We start from the raw sequence: 21,351 nt of genomic DNA, 5'->3' as shown, positions 1-21,351 counted from the left end.
CGCTGCGTTTTTCCCTCCCCGTCCCGGGGAGGGTGGCTGAGGCCGGTAGGGCGAGCCGGGTGGGGGCGACGAGGCTCTTAGGACGCCGAGGTCGGGATCGCCTGGCCGCCCCCACCCGGTCTCCGCTTCGCGCCGACCACCCTCCCCGAGACGGGGAGGGAGAGGCGTTCTACGCGGATTACCGTCGACGCGGGCTGAGGATGTCGCCCAGCCGATCTGGCGTGCCGGCAATGCGCTCCAGGCGCGGGTAGCGCAGGCCGTCGTGGTAGTCGAAGTCGACTGTGCGATAGCGGTCGCCGTTCTTGAGCAGCAGGCGGATCGGGGCGTCGGTTCCCTTGGCGGCGGTGACGGCGTCGCGCAGTTTCTCGGCCGAGGCGGCGACATCGTTGACGGCGACCAGTTCCCAGCCCGGCCCGATGTCGGCTTCGAAGGCGCGGCCGCCCCAGCGGATGCCGGTCAGCTTGTTCGAGGACGACAGGGTGAAGCCCAGGGAATACTGGAAGTCGTTGGCCCAGCCCGACTGGACGCGCTTTTCATCGGCGGTCAGGCTGTCGGTGTAGGTGAGGCGGTAGCCGCCGCGCGTCAACCCGTCCAGCGGCGCCTTGGCGTCCGGCCCGTTGGCGTCGAGGCGCGTGCGCAGGAAGGTCGCCCAATCGTGCGGATGGACCGCGTTCAGCGCCGTCACAACGTCGTCGAACGTATAGCCGCGCGGCGCCCAGGAGCCGTCGTCGCCGCCGAAGAAGCCCTTAGCGAAGTCGTCCAGCGACTTCTTGCCGCCCGTCGCCTCGCGGATCAGGGTGTCGGCGTCCAGCCAGATCAGCAGGGCCTCGCGGTAGTAGTCCCCGGTGCCGCGCATCCACGAGGAATAGGGGTTCGAAGTGCGATAGCCGAGCAAGTTGTGGTTGTTCGTATCCTGCAGCGGACGCCATTCGCGGCCCGCCTGGTTGGCGTAGAAAGCCGCAACCTCGGCGAAGCTGGTCAGGATGTCGGCCTTGGAGGCCAGGCCCGAGCGCGCCGTCAGCACGTCGCCCCAGTATTCGGTCTGGCCCTCATAGACCCACAGCAGAGTGTTCTGCGTCGGGATGTTGTGGTTGGCGGTCAGTTCGTCGGCGGGGCGCTGGCGCTTGCCGTTCCAGGCGTGGGTGAACTCGTGCGGCAGCAGGCCGACGGCGCCCATGCTCTTGCCCCAGTTGGTGAAGAAGTCGGCCGGGACCGAGTTCTCGGACGAGCGGTGATGCTCCAGTCCGATGCCGCCCAGCTTTGACGTCGCCGCCAGCAGGAAGTCGTAGCGGTCATAGGGGCGGGCGCCGAACAGACGGTCGGCTTGCGTCACCAGATTTTCGAACCAGCCCAGTTGCTCGGCCGTGGGAGCCAGATCCTTGGCCGTATCGGCGATGATGTTCAGGTGCACGGCGCCTTCGCCGTCGCCACGGCGCGGGTCGATGGCGATGCGCTGGAAGTGGGCGCCGCCGAACAGGGGGCTGTCGATCAGGGTGTAGAGGTCGGTCGGCGCAAACGTGGCCAAGCCGTCGACGAAGCTTTCGGTGTCGAGGGCGACGCCGTACTGCCAGCCCTGCGGCAGGCGGATCGACGGGGCGAAGGTGATGCCGGTCGAGCGATAGCCCGCCGGATAGAGCAGGGCCTTCTCCCACTGCAGATTGACCATCTCGGGCGTCATGACGACACGCCAGGTCGAGTTGTCGGGCTGGCTCAGCCACTGGAAGTCGACGGTGATCTCGCTGACCCCTTGCGGCACGTCGAGGTGGAAGGCGTAGGGGTCGATGGTGTCGCGTAGCCAGTCGATGCGCTGTCCGCCGCCTTGGACCGTCACGCCAGAGACCAGTTGGATCGGGCCGGTGGCCGCGTGGTTGCCGGGCAAGAACTTCGGATAGAGCAGGACCAGATGGCCGGGCTGGACCGGGATGGTTTGGCGCACTCGGACGATCTTCTTCTCGACGTCGGTGGCGTCCACCTCATAGCGGATGACGCCAGGATAGGCCTCGGCGGTCGGCGCCGGGATCGGCGGCAGGGCGCGCGGAAGGGCCAGGGGCGTGTTCTGCGGCGTCGGTGCGGCGGGCGCCTGCGGGCCGGTCCATTGCTGGGCGAGGGCGGTCGAGGCGGCGGAGGTCAGCAGCAGGGCGAGGGCGGCGGCGGGCAGGCGGCGAGTGATGATCATACTGTTCTCGTAACCCTTCTCCCCTCGGGGGAGAAGGTGGGCGGCGACGGAGCGCGAACTTCTCCCTGCCGTTCATCGGGAGGGTGGTCGCAGCGAAGCGGAGACCGGGTGGGGAGGGCTTGGCGATGCAGGACGCCGGCGCTTGATCAGCCTTGCCGCCCCCGCCCGGCTTCGGCCTGACGGCCTCAACCACCCTCCCCATGAAGGGGAGGGAGAGGCGCCGCGCGTGGCTTTACCGCCGGCGCGGAGCCAGAATCTCGCCCAGCCGGTCGGGCGTGCCTTCGATGCGCTCCAGGTGCGGGTAGCGCAGGCCGTCGTGGTAGTCGAAGCGCACCGTCTTGAAGACGTCGCCGTTCTTCACGATCAGCTCGATCGGTTCGGACGATCCCTTGGCGGCGGTGACGGCCTCCTTCAGCGCGTCGGCCGAGGCGGCGCGGCCGCCGACGGCGACGACTTCCCAGCCCGAGGTCAGACCTTGCTCAAACGCGGGGCCGGCCCACAGGACGGAGGTGATCTTGTTCGACTTGTTCATCATGAAGCCGAGCGAATAGGTGAAGTCGTTGCGGCCCAGTTCCTTATACAGGGCGCCCATGTAGCCGGACGGCTCCTCCTTAAAGACCAGGCGGTAGCCGCCGCGCTCGATGCCGTCCAAGGGACCGCGCGAGCCGGGGCCGACCGCGTCCAGCCGCTCGCGCAGGAAGGCGGCCCAGTCGTTGGCCTGCACCCCGTTCAGCGTCGCGGTCACATCGGCGAAGGTGTAGGGGGCCGGATCCCAGTTCCCGTCCTCGACGCCGAAGAAAGCCTTGGCGAAGTCGTCCAGCGACTTCTTGCCGCCCGTCTGCTCGCGGATCAGGGTGTCGGCGTCCAGCCAGATCAGGGAGCCCTCGCGGTAATAGTCCTCGCTGCGCTGATAGGAGCCCCACGGCTGCGGGCGGCGCTGGCTGATGATCGGGTCGTTGGTGGTGTCCTGCATGGCGCGCCACTGGCGGCCGGGGATATTCTGGAAGCTGGCGGCGCTCATGGCCAGAACGTCCAGCGCCTGCTGCTTGCTCATCAGGCCCGCGCGGGCGGTCAGGACCAAACCCCAATACTGCGTCTGGCCCTCATAGACCCACATGAGGGAGTTCTGCAGCGGCTCGTTCAGATTGGGCGTCAGCTGATCCGCCGGGCGGCGCCACTTGCCGTTCCAGCTGTGGGTGTATTCGTGGCCCAGCAGGTCGCGGTCGGCCAGGGTCGCCTCGCGGTCGGTGAAATACTTCACGTCGACGCTGTTCTCGGACGAGCGGTGATGCTCCAGGCCGATGCCGCCCAGCTTGTCGGTCACCGCCAGCAGGAAGTCGTAGTGGTTGAAGTGGCGCGCGCCGAACAGGCGGTCGGCCTGCTGGACCAGATAGCGGTGCATCTGGACGTGCTCGTCGCTGGCTTCCAGCATCTTGGCGTCATCGGCCACGACGTTCAGGCGCACCGGCGAGCGGCCGCCCGGATCCAGGTCGATCTGGCGATAGTGGGCGCCCGCAAAGACCGGGCTGTCGGCCAGATGCTCCAGCGTGATGGGGGCGAAGGTGGCCAGGCCGTTCTCGAAGCTGACGGTGTCGAGCCCGGCGCCGTAGTTCCAGCCCTGCGGCAGCTTCAGCGTCGGCTGGAAGGTGATCTGGCGCGAGTAATAGCCCGCAGGATAGAGCAGGGCCTTTTCCCACTGGATGTTCAGCATCTCGGGCGTGACGACGACGCGGCCCTGAGCGCCCTCAATCGGCGTCAGCCATTGGAAGGCGACATCGACCTCGCTCACCCCCGCCGGAACCTGGATCTGATAGGCCCAGGGCTGGACGGTGTTGCGCACCCATTCCAGCCGCTGGCCATTGGCGGTGAAGGTCAGGCCGCCGACGTTGGCGACTGGGCCGACCGGGCCGTGCTGGCCGGGAATCCATTGCGGATAGAAGAGGATCAGCGGGCCGGGGCCGCTGACGGGGATGGTCTGGCGCACCTGGATCAGGCGCCGGTCGATGTCGGTGGCGTCGACATGCAGCTTGATGACGCCGGGATAGGCTTCGTCCTTGGCGGCCGGAATCGGCGCGAGCGCGACGGGAAGGGCGGGCGTGCCGACCTGGGCCAGCGCGGGCGCGCCCGCTGCGAACAGAAGGACCGAGGCGCTGGCGGCCAGGAGGAAACGTTGCATGACGGCTATCTCAGGACGGCCGCCCCCACGCGACCTCGACAAGGAGGCGCAGACGACAGCGTGTCGCCGGCGTCGTCAAGCCGAATGACGATTCCGTGTCGCGGCCGACCCGTCAGCCCTGCGGGTTCACGTCCAGCAGTTCGACCGTGAAGCGCAGCGCCGAGTTGGCGGGGATTTCCGTTCCCATCCAGCGCGAGCCGTAAGCCAGGTCGGCGGGGATGACGAACTCATAGGTCTCGCCCTCGCGCATCAGAGCCACGCCCTCGGTCCAGCCCTTGATGACGCGGTTCAGGGGGAAGGTCGCGGGCTCGTTGCGCGAGTAGGAGCTGTCGAATTCGCGCCCGTCAATGAAGGTGCCGCGATAGTGGACCTTGACCGTGTCGGTCGCGGTCGGCTGGGCGCCGTTCGGATTGGCCTTGCTGACGAGGCGATATTGCAGGCCCGAGGGGGTCGAGGTCCAGCCGCGACGCTGGCTGTTCCACATCAGATAGGCGGCCTGGCCGACCTCCCAATTTTCCTGAGTCGCGGGTCCGACCGCCTCGCGCAGGCCGGGGTAGCCGACATCGGACGTCGAGGCGCAGGCGGCGAGCGATAGGGCGGCGAGGAGGGGCAGGGCGATGTGCTTCATAACGCAAGGCTTATCATATCAGCGTCATCGCGCCAGATGATTGAGCGAACACCCCGCTCTTGTCATCCTGGAAGACGCATAGCGGCTATCCGGGATCGCCCGGAAGCGCCGCGTCTTGGGCGGTCCCGGCTCCGCGCGGCTGGGCCGCATGGCCGGGATGACGGTCCAGGATCAGATTATGCACAGGGCCTTTATTTCGCCGAAGAAGGGCGTATATATGCGCGCTTCGCAGATTCCATGAATCCCGCGCGAAAGCGCCGAGGCCCGGTTTGTCGCCCTCCGACCGGTGCGAAGGCGTCGCCCCTCCCCAAGGGGGCGGATACATCCAGGCGTCCTGATCCGCGTGAGGATCGAGGGTGGACGCCGAGAGACATTTAACGGTCACGGATCGCCGGTCGGCGCGCCGTGGCTGCTGCATTGAGAGCGGGCCTCGCAAGGGGCCGCGATTGGGAAAACAGAATGGCCAAGTCCACCGACGGTCTCGCCTTGGGTAAGATCGCTGCCGCCACGTCGTTTACCGGCAAGAAGCGCATTCGCTACAGCTTCGGGCGCATCCCCGAAGCCGTGCAGATGCCGAACCTGATCGAGGTTCAGCGCGCTTCCTATGAGCAGTTCCTGCAGCGCGAGTCGCGTCCGGGCCTGCGCAACGACGAGGGCATCGAGGCGGTCTTCAAGTCGGTGTTCCCGATCAAGGACTTCAACGAGCGCGCCGTCCTGGAATACGTCTCCTACGAGTTCGAGGACCCGAAGTACGACGTCGAGGAATGCATCCAGCGCGACATGACCTATGCCGCGCCGCTGAAGGTCAAGCTGCGCCTGATCGTGTTCGAGACCGAGGAAGAAACGGGCGCCCGTTCGGTCAAGGACATCAAGGAGCAGGACGTCTACATGGGCGACATCCCGCTCATGACGGACAAGGGCACCTTCATCGTCAACGGCACCGAGCGCGTGATCGTCTCGCAGATGCACCGTTCGCCGGGCGTCTTCTTCGACCACGACAAGGGCAAGACCCACTCGTCGGGCAAGCTGCTGTTCGCCGCCCGCGTAATCCCGTATCGCGGCTCGTGGCTGGACTTCGAGTTCGACGCCAAGGACATCGTCTACGTCCGTATCGACCGTCGCCGTAAGCTGCCCGCCACCACCTTCCTCTATGCCCTGGGCATGGACGGGGAAGAGATTCTCAAGACCTTCTACGAGACCGTTCCGTACGAGAAGCGCGGCGAAGGCTGGGTCACGCCCTACAAGCCGGAACGCTGGCGTGGCGTGAAGCCGGAGTTCGACCTGGTCGACGCCGACACCGGCGAAGTGGTCGCCCCGGCCGGTCAGAAGATCAGCGCCCGCGCCGCTAAGAAGCTGGCCGACGGCGGTCTGAAGTCGCTGTCGCTGGCGGCTGACGCCCTGCTGACCAAGTATCTGGCCTCCGACGCCGTCAACTATCAGACCGGCGAAATCTACGCCGAGGCGGGCGACGAGCTGGACGCCGCGGCGATCGAGCTGCTGGAAGCCAACGGCTTCACCACCATCGACGTGCTGGACATCGACCACGTCACGGTCGGCGCCTACATGCGCAACACCCTGCGCGTGGACAAGAACACGGGCCGCGAGGACGCCCTGTTCGACGTCTATCGCGTCATGCGCCCGGGCGAGCCGCCGACGCCGGAAGCGGCCGAGGCCATGTTCAACTCCCTGTTCTTCGACGCCGAGCGCTACGACCTGTCGGCCGTGGGCCGCGTGAAGATGAACATGCGTCTGGAAACCCCTGAGGTTTCTGACGAAATCCGCGTCCTGCAGAAGGACGACGTGCTGAAGGTGCTGCAGATCCTGGTCGGCCTGAAGGACGGCCGCGGCGAGATCGACGACATCGACAACCTGGGCAACCGCCGGGTCCGTTCGGTCGGCGAACTGCTGGAAAACCAGTACCGCGTCGGCCTGCTGCGCATGGAGCGCGCCATCAAGGAGCGCATGTCCTCGGTCGATATCGACACGGTCATGCCGCACGACCTGATCAACGCCAAACCGGCCGCCGCCGCGGTGCGTGAATTCTTCGGCTCGTCGCAGCTGTCGCAGTTCATGGACCAGACGAACCCGCTGTCGGAAATCACCCACAAGCGCCGCCTCTCGGCGCTTGGCCCGGGCGGTCTGACGCGTGAGCGCGCGGGCTTCGAAGTCCGCGACGTTCACCCGACGCACTATGGCCGCATCTGCCCGATCGAAACGCCGGAAGGCCCGAACATCGGTCTGATCAACTCGCTGGCCACCCACGCCCGCGTGAACAAGTACGGCTTCATCGAAAGCCCGTACCGTCGCGTGGTCGACGGCAAGGCGACGGACGAGGTGGTCTACATCTCGGCCATGGAAGAGGCGAAGCACGTCATCGCCCAGGCCAACATCGAGCTGAAGGACGGGGAGATCGTCGAGGAGCTGGTGCCAGGCCGGATCAACGGCGATTCCCAGCTGTTGACCAAGGAAGCGGTCGACATGATGGACGTGTCGCCCAAGCAGGTCGTTTCGGTCGCCGCCGCCCTGATCCCGTTCCTGGAAAACGATGACGCCAACCGCGCGCTGATGGGCGCCAACATGCAGCGTCAGGCCGTGCCGCTGGTGAAGTCGGACGCGCCGCTGGTCGGCACCGGCATGGAAGCCGTCGTGGCCGTGGATTCCGGCGCTGTCGTGGTCGCCCGTCGTGAAGGCGTGGTCGAGCAGATCGACGGCACCCGTATCGTCGTGCGCGCCACGGGCGATGTGGAAGCCGGCCGCTCGGGCGTCGACATCTATCGCCTGTCGAAGTTCCAGCGTTCGAACCAGTCGACCTGCATCAACCAGCGCCCGATCGTGCGCGTGGGCGATGCGGTGAAGGCCGGCGACGTCATCGCCGACGGTCCGTCGACGGACCTGGGCGAACTGGCTCTGGGCCGCAACGCCCTGGTCGCCTTCATGCCCTGGAACGGCTACAACTTCGAAGACTCGATCCTGATCTCCGAACGGATCGTGCGCGACGACATCTTCACCTCGATCCACCTGGAAGAGTTCGAGGTCATGGCCCGCGACACCAAGCTGGGTCCGGAAGAAATCACCCGCGACATTCCGAACGTCGGCGAGGAAGCCCTGCGCAACCTCGACGAGGCCGGCATCGTGGCCATCGGCGCCGAAGTCCAGCCGGGCGACATCCTGGTCGGTAAGGTGACGCCGAAGGGCGAAAGCCCGATGACTCCGGAAGAGAAGCTGCTGCGCGCCATCTTCGGCGAGAAGGCTTCGGACGTGCGCGACACCTCGCTGCGCCTGCCGCCCGGCGTCGCCGGCACCATCGTCGACGTGCGCGTGTTCAACCGTCACGGCATCGACAAGGACGAGCGCGCCATGGCCATCGAGCGCGCCGAGATCGAGCGCCTGGGCAAGGACCGCGACGACGAGCTCAAGATCCTTGAGCGCAACGTCTACGGCCGCGTGAAGCCGCTGCTGCTCGGCAAGACCGCCGTGTCCGGCCCGAAGGGCATGGGCCGCGGCGAGGTCACCGAAGAGAAGCTGGCCGAAGTGTCCAAGGGCCTGTGGTGGCAGGTCGCCCTCGACGACGAGAAGGCGATGGGCGAGCTGGAGGCCATGAAGAAGCAGTTCGAGGACGCCCGTAAGGCCCTCGACCGCCGCTTCGAAGACAAGGTCGAGAAGCTGCAACGCGGCGACGAGATGCCGCCTGGCGTCATGAAGATGGTCAAGGTCTTCGTGGCCGTGAAGCGCAAGCTGCAGCCGGGCGACAAGATGGCCGGCCGTCACGGGAACAAGGGCGTCATCTCCAAGATCCTGCCGATCGAGGACATGCCGTACCTGGAAGACGGCACCCACGTCGATGTGGTGCTGAACCCGCTGGGCGTGCCGTCGCGCATGAACATCGGTCAGATCTTCGAGACCCACCTGGGTTGGGCCGCCGCCGGTCTGGGCAAGCAGATCTCCGGTCTGCTGGAAGCCTGGCAGCACGGCGGTCAGAAGCAGGCTCTGATCGAGCGTCTGACCGAGGTCTATGGCGCGGACACTCCGCTGCCGGACGACGAGGAAGACCTGATCGAGCTGGCGAAGAACCTGTCCAAGGGTGTGCCCTTCGCGACCCCGGTCTTCGACGGCGCGCGCATCTCGGACATCGAGGACCTGCTGGAATCGGCGGGCCTGGACCGTTCGGGCCAGTCGATCCTGTACGACGGTCAGACCGGCGAGCAGTTCAAGCGTCCGGTCACGGTCGGCTACATCTACATGCTGAAGCTGCACCACCTGGTCGACGACAAGATCCACGCCCGTTCGATCGGCCCGTACTCGCTCGTCACCCAGCAGCCGCTGGGCGGTAAGGCGCAGTTCGGCGGTCAGCGCTTCGGGGAAATGGAGGTCTGGGCTCTGGAAGCTTACGGCGCCGCCTACACCCTGCAGGAAATGCTGACGGTGAAGTCGGACGACGTGGCCGGCCGGACCAAGGTCTACGAGGCCATCGTCCGCGGCGACGACAGCTTCGAGGCCGGCATCCCCGAGTCGTTCAACGTGCTCGTGAAGGAAATGCGCTCGCTGGGCCTGAACGTGGAGCTGGAAAACAGCTGATCGGATCAAGCGCCCTTCCTCGCCTCGGCGGGGAAGGGCGGTCCGCCTGTTCTCCTCTCTGAATGATTTTCGCGGGGCATTCCCGCAGAAGGAAAAAAGATGAACCAGGAAGTCCTGAACATCTTCAACCCGGTCCCGGTCACCCCGACCTTCGACCAGATCAAGATCGCCCTGGCCTCGCCGGAGAAGATCCGCTCGTGGTCGTTCGGCGAGATCAAGAAGCCGGAAACCATCAACTACCGCACGTTCAAGCCCGAGCGTGACGGCCTGTTCTGCGCCCGTATCTTTGGCCCGACCAAGGACTACGAATGCCTGTGCGGCAAGTACAAGCGCATGAAGTACAAGGGCATCATCTGCGAGAAGTGCGGCGTTGAGGTCACCCTGGCCCGCGTCCGCCGCGAGCGCATGGGCCACATCGACCTGGCCGCCCCGGTCGCCCACATCTGGTTCCTGAAGTCGCTGCCGAGCCGCATCTCGCTGATGCTGGACATGGCGCTGAAGGACGTGGAACGCGTCCTGTACTTCGAGAACTACATCGTCACCGAGCCGGGCCTGACCCCGCTGAAGCAGAACCAGCTGCTGACGGAAGACGAGTTCTACCACTATCAGGAAGAGTTCGGCGACGACGGCTTCACGGCCGAGATCGGCGCTGAAGCCGTCCGCAACCTGCTGATGGCGATCGACCTGAACGCCGAGGCCGAGAAGCACCGCGCCGAGCTGGCCGACAACCCGTCGGAGCTGAAGGCCAAGAAGGCGTCCAAGCGCCTGAAACTGCTGGAGGCCTTCATCGAGTCGGGCAACAAGCCCGAGTGGATGATCCTGACCATCGTGCCGGTGATCCCGCCCGAGCTGCGCCCGCTGGTGCCGCTGGACGGCGGCCGCTTCGCGACGTCGGACCTGAACGACCTGTATCGCCGGGTCATCAACCGGAACAACCGCCTGAAGCGCCTGATCGAACTGCGCGCGCCGGACATCATCATCCGCAACGAAAAGCGGATGCTGCAGGAGTCGGTCGACGCCCTGTTCGACAACGGCCGTCGCGGCCGCGTGATCACCGGCGCCAACAAGCGTCCGCTGAAGTCGCTGGCCGACATGCTGAAGGGCAAGCAGGGCCGCTTCCGTCAGAACCTGCTGGGCAAGCGCGTCGACTACTCGGGCCGTTCGGTCATCACCGTGGGCCCCGAGCTGAAGCTGCACGAGTGCGGCCTGCCCAAGAAGATGGCGCTGGAGCTGTTCAAGCCGTTCATCTACGCGCGTCTGGACGCCAAGGGCCTGTCGGGCACCGTCAAGCAGTCCAAGCGCATGGTCGAGCGCGAACAGCCCGCCGTCTGGGACATCCTGGACGAGGTCATCCGCGAGCACCCGGTTCTGCTGAACCGCGCCCCGACGCTGCACCGTCTGGGCATCCAGGCGTTCGAGCCCAAGCTGATCGAGGGCAAGGCCATCCGCCTGCACCCGCTGGTCTGTACGGCGTTCAACGCTGACTTCGACGGCGACCAGATGGCCGTGCACGTCCCGCTGAGCCTCGAGGCCCAGCTGGAAGCGCGCGTGCTGATGATGTCGACGAACAACATCCTGTCGCCCGCCAACGGCAAGCCGATCATCGTGCCGTCGCAGGACATCGTGCTCGGCCTCTACTACCTGTCGCTGGTCAAGGAAGGTCAGCCGGGCGAGGGCAAGCTGTTCGCCAACATGGGCGAAATCGACGCGGCGCTGGACGCCCGTGTCGTGACCCTGCACACCAAGATCAAGGCGCGCTGGACCGAGATGAACTCGGAAGGCGAAGTCGTGACCAAGGTGATCGACACCACGCCGGGCCGGATGAAGCTGGGCGCTCTGCTGCCGCTCAACGCCAACATCGGCTACAACCTTCTGGACAAGAACCTGACCAAGAAGGAAATCGGCAACCTGATCGATCAGGTCTATCGCCACTGCGGTCAGAAGGCGACGGTCATCTTCGCCGACCAGATGATGCAGATGGGCTTCCGCGAAGCGGCCAAGGCCGGCATCTCGGTGGGCAAGGACGACATCGTCATCCCGGCCAAGAAGGAACAGCTGGTCAACGAAACCCGCACTCAGGTCGAGGAGTACGAGCAACAGTACGCCGACGGCCTGATCACCAAGGGCGAGAAGTACAACAAGGTCGTCGACGCCTGGGCCAAGGCCACGGACAAGATCGCCGATGAGATGATGGGCGAAATCGCCCAGCCGCGCGTCCTGATCAAGGGTCAGGAGCCGGACATCAACTCGGTCTACATGATGGCCAACTCGGGCGCCCGTGGTTCGCAGGCGCAGATGAAGCAGCTGGGCGGGATGCGCGGCCTGATGGCCAAGCCCTCGGGCGAGATCATCGAGACGCCGATTATCTCGAACTTCAAGGAAGGCCTGACCGTCCTTGAATACTTCAACTCCACCCACGGCGCCCGTAAGGGTCTGGCCGACACCGCGCTGAAGACCGCCAACTCGGGTTACCTGACCCGTCGTCTGGTGGACGTGGCGCAGGACTCCATCGTCACCGAGGAAGACTGCGGCTCGACGCGCGGCATCACCCTGCGCGCCGTGGTCGAAGGCGGCGACGTGCTCGTCTCGCTGGGCCAGCGCGTCCTGGGCCGTTACGCGGCCGAGGACATCAAGGAGCCGGGCGGCGAAGTCCTGTTCCCTGCCGATACCTATCTGCAGGAAGAGGAAGTCGAGCTGATCGACAAGGTGGGCGTCCAGTCCATCAAGGTCCGTTCGGCCCTGACTTGTGAAGCCGACACCGGCATCTGTGCGACCTGCTACGGCCGCGATCTGGCGCGCGGCACCAACGTCAACATCGGCGAAGCGGTCGGCGTCATCGCCGCCCAGTCGATCGGCGAGCCGGGCACCCAGCTGACGATGCGGACCTTCCACATCGGCGGCACGGCCCAGGTGGCGGAAACCTCCTTCTTCGAGGCGACCAACGCCGGCGTCATCAAGGTCGTCGGCCCGACCGTTATCGCCGCCCACGGCGATCCGGTGGCCATGAGCCGCAACGTCGTGGTCACCGTGACCGTCGACGGCAAGGACCGCGAATCCTACAAGGTGCCTTACGGCGCGCGCCTGCGCGTCAAGGAAGGCTCCGAAGTGGCCAAGAACCAGCGCCTGGCCGAGTGGGACCCCTACACCACCCCGATCCTGACGGAAGTCGGCGGCGTGGTGCGCTTCGAGGACCTGGTCGACGGCCTGTCCGTCAAGGAAGAGACCGACGAGGCCACGGGCATCGCCCAGCGCGTCGTCTCCGACTGGCGCGCCAGCCCGCGCGGCGCGGACCTGCGTCCGGCCATGGGCGTCACCCAGGGCGACAGCTACGCCAAGCTGTCGAGCGGTTCTGACGCGCGCTATCTGCTGCCCGTCGGCGCCATCCTGTCGGTGGCCAACGGCGACGAGGTCAAGCCGGGCGACATCGTCGCGCGTATCCCGACCGAAGGCGCCAAGACCCGGGACATCACCGGCGGTCTGCCGCGCGTGGCCGAACTGTTCGAAGCCCGTCGTCCGAAGGACTGCGCGGTCATCGCCGAGATGGACGGTCGCGTCGAATTCGGTCGCGATTACAAGAACAAGCGCCGCATCAAGATCACCCCGGAGCCGGATGCCGACGGCAACCAGGGCGAAGCGGTCGAGTTCCTGATCCCGAAGGGCAAGCACATCTCCGTCCACGACGGCGATCTGATCCAGAAGGGCGACTACATCATCGACGGCAACCCGGATCCGCACGACCTGCTGCGCATCCAGGGCGTCGAGGCGCTGGCCGAGTATCTGGTGAACGAAGTGCAGGAGGTCTACCGACTGCAGGGCGTGCCGATCAACGACAAGCACATCGAGGTGATCGTTCGCCAGATGCTGCAGAAGGTCGAGGTCATCGACTCCGGCGAAACCACCCTGATCCGTGGCGACACGGTCGAAGTGGCTGAAGCCGCTGTCGAAAACGCCAAGGTGGAGAAGCGTGGCGGCCGGCTGGCGATCACGCAGCCGGTCCTGCTGGGCATCACCAAGGCGTCGCTGCAGACCCGCAGCTTCATCTCGGCGGCGTCGTTCCAGGAGACCACCCGCGTCCTCACCGAGGCTTCGGTCCACGGCAAGAAGGACATGCTGGAAGGTCTGAAGGAAAACGTCATCGTCGGCCGCCTGATCCCGGCCGGCACCGGCGCCTACCTGCGCAGCCTGCAGAAGATCGCCAACGAGCGCGACGCTGTGCTGACCCAGGCCCGCGAAGAGGCGGTCGAGCCGCTTCCCGCGGATCTGGCCCTGGAGCTGGAACAGTCGGCCGACTGATCCGGGTTCAGACCTGAAAGACTGAAGAGGGCGGCGTCGAAAGGCGCCGCTCTTTTTTGTTGGCCTATCGCGCCTTGCGCTACTTGAGGCCGTTTGTTTGGCCTATCGCGCCTTGCGCTACTTGAGGCCGTTTGTTTGGCCTATCGCGCCTTGCGCTACTTGAGGCCGTTTGTTTGGCCTGTCGCGCCTTGCGCTGCTTGAGGCCGTTTGTCGGCCTACCGCGCCTTGCGCTGCTTGAGGCTGTTGGGCGGGGGCGAGCTGATGGGGGCCGTGTGCTGGAAGCCTACTGCGGCCGCATCGGCTCGCGGGGGCCGGCGGCGCCGGGCGTCATCGGGCGGCCCGAGGCGGGGGCGCCGTCGCGGCGGGTCTGGACATTCCGGCTGGAGTCCATCTGCATCGAGGAATCCAGATGGGCGCCCGCGCAGCCCGTGCCGAAGTTGGAGCCGGGGCAGTCCTGCGGCGCCAGGACGCCGACGCCCCCGCTGAGCGGGCGGCGCTTGGCCTCATAGCGTTGCAGCTCGCGCGCGCCTTCGCGAGCGAAACGGGCGTCGCGCTCTGAATTGCCGCTGCCGGCGATGGGGCGACGCGCCGCAGCCTCGGCGGCGCGCTCATTGAACCGCTCGTCGCAGAGGGCACGTTCGGCGCGGGTCAGCAGTTCCGTCGAGCGGCAGCCCGCCGGAGAGGTGCGCAGCGCACGCGCCGTGGCGGCGGCCTGGCTTTCGGGCGTCACCTGCCAGGGATCGGCGGCTTGTGCGCCGGGCGGGGCGGGCGCGCCGTCGGGGGCTTCGCGGGCCAGGCGCGGCGCCAGCGGGGCGGGGCGCTCGGCGGCGCTAAGAGCGGGCGCCGTTTCGCGGCTGACCGGACCCGCAGGGCGGACCTGCGGCGCGGGGGCGGGGGCGACGGCGGGCAGGCGCGGCCGCTCATCGGGCAGAAGAGGGCGCGGCTCTATATCGAGATAGACGACCGGAAGCGTGGTTGTGACCAGATTCGGCGCCGGTCTGACGGTCTGGAGGGCGAGGGGGGCCAGCAGCAGGCCGTGGATCAGCACCGAGACGCCGATCGTGGCCGCGCGTCGTCGGCCCGACGGGCGGCCCAAGCTCAATCTGTCCAGAACCGCGACGGTCATCCGACCTCCCCATCCCTCAATGAGAACATGGCTTTGCAAGCGTGGCGATATGTGGGCGGAGCGCTGAACAGGACGAACGGCGTGCGATAAGGCGGGCGCCTCTGCGAATCTCTTGACCTGTTAACGGATCGCGCGTAGAAGCCGCGCACTTTCGAGAGGTGGGCGGTTCGCCGTTCGCTCAGATCGTGACAATCGAACGGACGGGCTGCGCCCGCCGGAACGCCCGAAGCGCGCGTTCCGGTTTTTCTGTTTGGGCGTCTCGTTCGGCTCGATAACACCCGGGCGGGGCTTCGGTCCCGTTCAAAAGAAGGCTCATGAGGCGCTCCGGTCGAAAGACACACGCCTCCACATCGAAAAGAGACGAATTCGAATGCCCACGATCAACCAGCTGATCCGCAAGCCCCGCAAGCCGAAGCCGGTCCGCAACAAGGTCCCGGCCCTGGAGGGTTCGCCCCAGCGCCGCGGCGTCTGCACCCGCGTCTACACCACGACCCCGAAGAAGCCGAACTCGGCTCTGCGTAAGGTCGCCAAGGTCCGTCTGGCCAAGAACGGCGTCGAAGCCGTGTGCTACATCCCCGGCGAAGGCCACAACCTGCAGGAGCACTCGGTCGTGCTGATCCGCGGCGGCCGCGTTAAGGACTTGCCCGGCGTTCGCTACCACATCCTGCGCGGCGTGCTCGACACCCAGGGCGTCAAGGACCGCAAGCAGCGTCGTTCGCACTACGGCGCCAAGCGTCCGAAGTAATCCGCTCCTAGCGCCCTACAGATTTAAGAGGATACATCCATGTCCCGTCGTCACCGCGCTCAGAAGCGTGAAGTTCTGCCGGATCCGAAGTTTGGCGACCTGGTGGTCACCAAGTTCATGAACTACGTCATGTACGAAGGTAAGAAGGCCGTCGCCGAAAACATCGTTTACGGCGCCTTCGACATCCTGGCTGACAAGAAGAAGGAGCAGACTGCGGTCGAGACCTTCCACGCTGCGCTGGAAAACGTCGCTCCGGCCGTCGAAGTTCGTTCGCGTCGCGTCGGCGGCGCCACCTATCAGGTGCCGGTCGAGGTCCGTCCGGACCGTCGTCGCGCCCTGGCCATCCGTTGGCTGGTCAACGCTGCGCGCAACCGCGGCGAGAACACCATGACCGAAAAGCTGGCCGCCGAGCTGCTGGACGCCTCGAACAACCGTGGCACCGCCGTCAAGAAGCGCGAAGACACCCACAAGATGGCCGAAGCTAACCGCGCCTTCAGCCACTACCGCTGGTAACGTCTTAAAACCGTCCCTCTTCTTCGGATAATGGGGCGGTCGCCAATCAGACGATCCGGCGCGGGCGTTCAGACTGAACCGCCCGCGCCGTCATATCCGACATCCCAGGGCGCTCGCGCGTCCGCGAAGCTCCCGGAAGGCAAATCCAATGCCCCGCACACATAAAATCGAAGACTACCGCAACTTCGGCATCATGGCCCACATCGACGCGGGCAAGACGACGACGACCGAGCGGATCCTGTTCTACACCGGCAAGAACCACAAAATGGGCGAGACGCACGATGGCGCGTCCACCATGGACTGGATGGACCAGGAGCAGGAACGCGGCATCACCATCACGTCGGCCGCGACGACCGCCTTCTGGAAAGAGAAGCGCCTCAACATCATCGACACCCCCGGCCACGTGGACTTCACCATTGAAGTCGAGCGTTCGCTGCGCGTGCTCGACGGCGCCGTGACCGTTCTGGACGGCAACGCCGGTGTCGAGCCGCAGACGGAAACCGTCTGGCGCCAGGCCGACAAGTACAAGGTTCCGCGCATCGTCTTCGTCAACAAGATGGACAAGATCGGCGCCGACTTCGAGAAGTCGGTCGAGTCGATCCGCGACCGTCTGGGCGCCAAGGCTGTGCCGATCCAACTGCCGATCGGTTCGGAATCGAACCTGAAGGGCGTGATCGACCTGGTCGAGATGAAGGCCCTGGTCTGGGAAACCGACCAAGTCGGCGCCTCGGCCGATGTGCGCGACATCCCGGCTGACCTGGCCGACGCCGCCGCCGAAGCCCGCCAGTACCTGGTCGACAACGCCGTCGAGATCGACGACGAGGCCATGGAGGCCTACCTGGGCGGCGAAGAGCCGTCGGTGGAAGTGCTGAAGCGCTGCATCCGCAAGGCCGTCATCTCGGGCGCCTTCTATCCGATCCTGTGCGGCTCGGCCTTCAAGAACAAGGGCGTGCAGCCCCTGCTGGACGCCGTCGTCGACTACCTGCCGTCGCCGGTGGACATCCCCGCTATCCCGGGCATCGACTTCAAGACCGAAGAGCCGACCTCGCGTCAGGCTTCGGACGATGAAGCCCTGTCGGTCCTGGCGTTCAAGATCATGGACGACCCCTTCGTCGGCTCGATCACCTTCTGCCGCATCTACTCGGGCAAGATGGAAACCGGTCAGTCGCTGCTGAACTCGTCGCGCGACAAGCGTGAGCGCGTCGGCCGCATGCTGCTGATGCACTCGAACAACCGTGAAGACATCAAGGAAGCCTACGCCGGCGACATCGTCGCCCTGGCCGGCCTGAAGGAAACCCGCACCGGCGACACCCTGTGTGATCCGCTGAAGTCGCCGGTCATCCTCGAGAAGATGGAATTCCCGGCGCCGGTGATCGAGATCGCCGTCGAGCCCAAGACCAAGGCCGACCAGGAGAAGCTGGGCGTCGCCCTGGCCAAGCTGGCTTCGGAAGATCCGTCCTTCACGGTCTCGACCGACCACGAGTCGGGCCAGACGATCCTGAAGGGCATGGGCGAGCTGCACCTGGACATCAAGATCGACATTCTGAAGCGCACCTACAAGGTCGAAGCGACCATCGGCGCGCCGCAGGTGGCCTATCGCGAGTCCATCAGCCGCAAGGCCGAGATCGACTACACCCACAAGAAGCAGACCGGCGGTACGGGCCAGTTCGCCCGCGTCAAGCTGGTGTTCGAGCCGGGCGAGCCGGGTTCGGACTTCGTCTTCGAGTCGGCCATCGTCGGCGGCGCCGTGCCCAAGGAATACATCCCGGGCGTGGAAAAGGGCCTGAAGTCGGCCAAGGACAACGGCCTGCTGGCCGGCTTCCCGGTCATCGACGTCAAGGCGACCCTGATCGACGGCGCCTTCCACGACGTCGACTCCTCGGTGCTGGCGTTTGAAATCGCCTCGCGGGCCGCGTTCCGCGAACTGAAGGAGAAGGGCGGACCGAAGCTGCTCGAGCCGATCATGGCTGTCGAGGTCGTGACCCCGGAAGAGTACCTGGGCTCGATCATCGGCGACCTGAACGGCCGTCGCGGCATGATCCAAGGTCAGGACATGCGCGGCAACGCCGTCGTCGTGAACGCCTTCGTGCCGCTGGCCAACATGTTCGGCTATGTGAACACGCTGCGCGGCATGTCGCAGGGCCGCGCCCAGTTCACCATGCAGTACGACCACTATGAAGCGGTGCCGCAACACGTCGCCGACGAAGTGATCAAGAAGTACGCCTAAATCCGTCTTTCCGACGGACGCACTTGAAAACGGGGCGGTTTGAGCACAAATCGCCCCACCTATCCCCAAACCCATTTGGACCCCCGCTTTGGGGATTCCAGGAGCTAGAGAATGGCCAAGGAAAAGTTCGAACGCACTAAGCCGCACGTGAACATCGGCACGATCGGCCACGTTGACCACGGCAAGACGACGCTGACGGCGGCGATCTCGATGACGCTGGCGAAGGCCGGCGGCAGCAAGGCGATGAACTACGCCGACATCGACAACGCGCCGGAAGAAAAAGCGCGCGGCATCACCATCAACACGTCGCACGTGGAATATGAGACGGCCAACCGTCACTACGCGCACGTGGACTGCCCGGGCCACGCCGACTACGTGAAGAACATGATCACGGGCGCCGCCCAGATGGACGGCGCGATCCTGGTGTGCTCGGCCGCTGACGGCCCGATGCCGCAGACCCGCGAGCACATCCTGCTGTCGCGTCAGGTCGGCGTTCCGGCCCTGGTGGTGTTCCTGAACAAGGTCGACATGGTCGACGACGAGGAGCTGCTGGAGCTGGTCGAAATGGAAGTGCGCGAGCTGCTCAGCTCGTACCAGTTCCCGGGCGACGACATTCCGGTGATCAAGGGCTCGGCCCTGGCCGCTGTCGAAGACCGCGACCCGCAGATCGGCGAAGAGCGCATCCTGGAGCTGATGGCGGCGGTCGACGCCTACATCCCGCAACCGGAACGCCCGATCGACATGCCGTTCCTGATGCCGGTCGAAGACGTGTTCTCGATCTCGGGCCGCGGCACCGTGGTGACGGGTCGCGTCGAGCGCGGCATCGTCAAGGTCGGTGAAGAAGTCGAAATCGTCGGCATCCGTCCGGTTCAGAAGACGACCTGCACGGGCGTCGAAATGTTCCGCAAGCTGCTGGACCAGGGTCAAGCCGGCGACAACGTGGGCGTGCTGCTGCGCGGCACCAAGCGTGAAGACGTCGAGCGCGGCCAGGTGCTGTGCAAGCCGGGTTCGATCACCCCGCACACCAAGTTCGTGGCCGAAGCCTACATCCTGAACAAGGAAGAAGGCGGCCGTCACACGCCGTTCTTCACGAACTACCGCCCGCAGTTCTACTTCCGCACGACCGACGTGACCGGCATCGTGCGCCTGAAGGAAGGCGTGGAAATGATCATGCCGGGCGACAACGCCGAGCTGGACGTCGAGCTGATCACGCCGATCGCGATGGAAGAGAAGCTGCGCTTCGCCATCCGTGAAGGCGGCCGCACCGTCGGCGCCGGCGTCGTGGCCAAGATCGTCGAGTAATATCGACGTCAGAACCAGCGAGGGCCTCGGCCCTCGCTGGTTCGCCAGTAACGAGTAAGCGTAAGCGTAACAGAGCGGCCCCCGGAGCGATCCGGGGGCCGTTTTGCATTCAGTGGTTCGGTTCGCCGGTCGCAGGGTCGGTTTCGGTGCGGCCGGAGTTGCTGCTGCCTTCGGCGCCTTTCGGTTCGGTCGCGGGGCGCGGCGGATGACCGGCCTTGTCGGGGCGCTGGTTCTCGTTCTCGGTGTCGCGGCTCTTGGGGCGGGGCGTTGTCATGGGGACCTCCTGCCCAAGACAATGCCGGGGGCGACAAGAGGCTCCGTTTCTGCGCCAACGCGGCTGCGCGCTAACCCCGCCTCAAGAGCTTGGCCTTATCAGGCCGGGATGGAACGGGACTTGCTGTGATCGTTCCGAAGGGAGCGTCATGTCGGAAACACTGTCAGTCGAAATCCGCAGCCTGGCCGAGCTGACGGCCGAGGACGGCGCGCAGTGGAATGACTGGGCGCGCGCGGATCCGGACCTGAGCAGCCCCTATTTCCGCTGGGAGTTCGCACGCACGGCGGGGGCGATCTGTCCCGGCTCGGCCGTGGCTGTCTTCAAACGGGACGGCCGCGTCGTAGGCTATTATCCGTATCAACGCCGGGGCGGGACGATCCAGCCGCTGGCGGCGCCGATGAACGACTATCACGGGGTCATCGGTCCCAAGGATCAGAAGCCCTCGATGCAGGAAGCGGCGCGCCTGCTGGGCGCACCGCGCTTCGCCGCCGCCGCCTGGATCGGCGACGCGCCGGAACAGATGCCCCGTAATAACAGTGTCGTCTCGATCGTGCCGGACGAAGGCGGCTTCGACGCCTGGTACGCGCGGCGCAGGAAGGCCTTTCCGAAATACTTCAAGGACAAGGAGCGTTCGCGGCGGGGGCTGGACGGCGCCTTCAAGACGGTCGAGATCGAGATCTGCCTGCACGATCACGCCCTGCTGGAGCGGCTGATCATCGAAAAGAGCGAACAGTATCGCCGCACCGGTCTGCATGACATTTTCGCCTGCGGCTGGACCGGCCAGGTCCTGCATGCCCTGATGGACTGCGAGGGCGAAGACGGTTTCGGCGCCTCGATGGCGGTGCTGCGCGTCGATGGCCGGGTGGTGGCGATGGAATACTCCATGCACGCGGGGCGTCATTTCCACCTGTGGTTCCCGGTCTATAACCAGGAAGTCGCGCGCTGGTCGCCGGGCATAGTGCTGACGCAGGAGACGATCCGGCTGGGGTCCGAACGGGGCTACCGAGTCTTCGACTACGGCGTCGGCGTAGGCGGCTACTACAAGAAATACTACGATGACGGGGGCCTGGTGACCGTCGAAGGCGTCGTGGCCCGGCCCGGCGTGTCCAGGGCCCTGCGCGCCACGATGAGCGCCGCGGTCGGCCTGGCGGGCCGTGACCGGGCGCAGCGTCTGCGCACCAGTACGCGGCGCCGCTGGGCCGTGATCGAGGCGTGTGAAACGAGTTTGACGGGCCGAGCTTCGGGGGCGTTGCGCGCCGCCGTCGACATGGTGCGGAAATAGCGGGTGGCCGGACAGGCCGGTAGAGGAGGAAACG

General features: G+C 65.9%; 12 protein-coding genes. 7 read left to right on the top strand and 5 right to left on the bottom strand.

Annotated features, from left to right (window positions below):
• Positions 1 to 178 precede the first annotated feature (178 nt).
• The 3 genes from ACLBV5_RS03955 to ACLBV5_RS03945 form a co-directional block, all read right to left on the bottom strand.
• Positions 179 to 2,176 carry a M61 family metallopeptidase gene (locus ACLBV5_RS03955; RefSeq protein WP_447604858.1) on the bottom strand — a complete coding sequence of 666 codons (1,998 nt, stop codon included), beginning with the start codon at positions 2,174 to 2,176 and terminating at the stop codon, positions 179 to 181.
• Positions 2,177 to 2,408: 232 nt separating this feature from the next.
• Positions 2,409 to 4,352 carry a M61 family metallopeptidase gene (locus tag ACLBV5_RS03950; RefSeq protein ID WP_447604857.1) on the bottom strand — a complete coding sequence of 648 codons (1,944 nt, stop codon included), beginning with the start codon at positions 4,350 to 4,352 and terminating at the stop codon, positions 2,409 to 2,411.
• Between the two features lie 112 nt (positions 4,353 to 4,464).
• Positions 4,465 to 4,980 (bottom strand): FKBP-type peptidyl-prolyl cis-trans isomerase, encoded by a 516-nt coding sequence (locus tag ACLBV5_RS03945; protein WP_278070745.1) that lies wholly within the window; start codon positions 4,978 to 4,980, stop codon positions 4,465 to 4,467.
• Between the two features lie 459 nt (positions 4,981 to 5,439).
• Between ACLBV5_RS03945 and rpoB the strand changes: the two genes are divergently transcribed.
• Both rpoB and rpoC read left to right on the top strand, forming a co-directional pair.
• Positions 5,440 to 9,555, top strand: a complete 4,116-nt coding sequence (gene rpoB / locus ACLBV5_RS03940) for a DNA-directed RNA polymerase subunit beta (protein WP_253120414.1) — start codon at positions 5,440 to 5,442, stop codon at positions 9,553 to 9,555.
• A gap of 99 nt (positions 9,556 to 9,654) precedes the next feature.
• Positions 9,655 to 13,848 carry a DNA-directed RNA polymerase subunit beta' gene (rpoC, locus tag ACLBV5_RS03935; protein WP_025976276.1) on the top strand — a complete coding sequence of 1,398 codons (4,194 nt, stop codon included), beginning with the start codon at positions 9,655 to 9,657 and terminating at the stop codon, positions 13,846 to 13,848.
• Between the two features lie 283 nt (positions 13,849 to 14,131).
• Here rpoC and ACLBV5_RS03930 read toward each other — a convergent pair whose 3' ends face one another.
• The gene (locus ACLBV5_RS03930; RefSeq protein ID WP_447604856.1) at positions 14,132 to 14,974 is read right to left on the bottom strand and encodes a hypothetical protein; all 843 of its coding nucleotides are present in this window, start codon (positions 14,972 to 14,974) and stop codon (positions 14,132 to 14,134) included.
• A 370-nt stretch (positions 14,975 to 15,344) separates the two neighbouring features.
• On the opposite strand from ACLBV5_RS03930, the gene rpsL reads away from it, so the two are divergent.
• The 4 genes from rpsL to tuf all read left to right on the top strand — a co-directional run bounded on the left by rpsL (position 15,345) and on the right by tuf (position 19,761).
• On the top strand, positions 15,345 to 15,719 hold the full coding sequence (gene rpsL / locus ACLBV5_RS03925) for a 30S ribosomal protein S12 (RefSeq protein ID WP_003165508.1): 375 nt from the start codon (positions 15,345 to 15,347) through the stop codon (positions 15,717 to 15,719).
• 39 nt (positions 15,720 to 15,758) lie between these two features.
• Complete coding sequence (gene rpsG / locus ACLBV5_RS03920; protein ID WP_025976278.1) at positions 15,759 to 16,232, top strand: 30S ribosomal protein S7; 474 nt, start codon at positions 15,759 to 15,761, stop codon at positions 16,230 to 16,232.
• A 148-nt stretch (positions 16,233 to 16,380) separates the two neighbouring features.
• Positions 16,381 to 18,459: an elongation factor G gene (gene fusA / locus ACLBV5_RS03915; RefSeq protein ID WP_278070747.1), complete on the top strand. Its 2,079-nt coding sequence runs from the start codon at positions 16,381 to 16,383 to the stop codon at positions 18,457 to 18,459.
• 111 nt (positions 18,460 to 18,570) lie between these two features.
• Positions 18,571 to 19,761 carry an elongation factor Tu gene (tuf, locus tag ACLBV5_RS03910; RefSeq protein WP_064108282.1) on the top strand — a complete coding sequence of 397 codons (1,191 nt, stop codon included), beginning with the start codon at positions 18,571 to 18,573 and terminating at the stop codon, positions 19,759 to 19,761.
• Between the two features lie 109 nt (positions 19,762 to 19,870).
• Here tuf and ACLBV5_RS03905 read toward each other — a convergent pair whose 3' ends face one another.
• On the bottom strand, positions 19,871 to 20,035 hold the full coding sequence (locus tag ACLBV5_RS03905) for a hypothetical protein (RefSeq protein WP_167349647.1): 165 nt from the start codon (positions 20,033 to 20,035) through the stop codon (positions 19,871 to 19,873).
• Between the two features lie 148 nt (positions 20,036 to 20,183).
• Here ACLBV5_RS03905 and ACLBV5_RS03900 point away from each other — a divergent pair, with 148 nt between their 5' ends.
• Entirely contained in the window at positions 20,184 to 21,317 is a 1,134-nt protein-coding gene (locus ACLBV5_RS03900) for a GNAT family N-acetyltransferase (RefSeq protein WP_447604855.1), read from the top strand.
• Positions 21,318 to 21,351 lie beyond the last annotated feature (34 nt).

The organism is Brevundimonas sp. M1A4_2e (assembly GCF_053345555.1).
Note: the sequence above shows the minus strand (reverse complement) of the source record. Positions and strands in the feature narration are given on the sequence as shown.

What these genes read in the sequence shown, in the direction of transcription:
- ACLBV5_RS03955 (WP_447604858.1), bottom strand. Translation starts at nt 2,176, where the DNA reads ATGATCATCACTCGCCGCCTGCCCGCCGCCGCCCTCGCCCTGCTGCTG.
- ACLBV5_RS03950 (WP_447604857.1), bottom strand. Translation starts at nt 4,352, where the DNA reads ATGCAACGTTTCCTCCTGGCCGCCAGCGCCTCGGTCCTTCTGTTCGCA.
- ACLBV5_RS03945 (WP_278070745.1), bottom strand. Translation starts at nt 4,980, where the DNA reads ATGAAGCACATCGCCCTGCCCCTCCTCGCCGCCCTATCGCTCGCCGCC.
- rpoB (WP_253120414.1), top strand. Translation starts at nt 5,440, where the DNA reads ATGGCCAAGTCCACCGACGGTCTCGCCTTGGGTAAGATCGCTGCCGCC.
- rpoC (WP_025976276.1), top strand. Translation starts at nt 9,655, where the DNA reads ATGAACCAGGAAGTCCTGAACATCTTCAACCCGGTCCCGGTCACCCCG.
- ACLBV5_RS03930 (WP_447604856.1), bottom strand. Translation starts at nt 14,974, where the DNA reads ATGACCGTCGCGGTTCTGGACAGATTGAGCTTGGGCCGCCCGTCGGGC.
- rpsL (WP_003165508.1), top strand. Translation starts at nt 15,345, where the DNA reads ATGCCCACGATCAACCAGCTGATCCGCAAGCCCCGCAAGCCGAAGCCG.
- rpsG (WP_025976278.1), top strand. Translation starts at nt 15,759, where the DNA reads ATGTCCCGTCGTCACCGCGCTCAGAAGCGTGAAGTTCTGCCGGATCCG.
- fusA (WP_278070747.1), top strand. Translation starts at nt 16,381, where the DNA reads ATGCCCCGCACACATAAAATCGAAGACTACCGCAACTTCGGCATCATG.
- tuf (WP_064108282.1), top strand. Translation starts at nt 18,571, where the DNA reads ATGGCCAAGGAAAAGTTCGAACGCACTAAGCCGCACGTGAACATCGGC.
- ACLBV5_RS03905 (WP_167349647.1), bottom strand. Translation starts at nt 20,035, where the DNA reads ATGACAACGCCCCGCCCCAAGAGCCGCGACACCGAGAACGAGAACCAG.
- ACLBV5_RS03900 (WP_447604855.1), top strand. Translation starts at nt 20,184, where the DNA reads ATGTCGGAAACACTGTCAGTCGAAATCCGCAGCCTGGCCGAGCTGACG.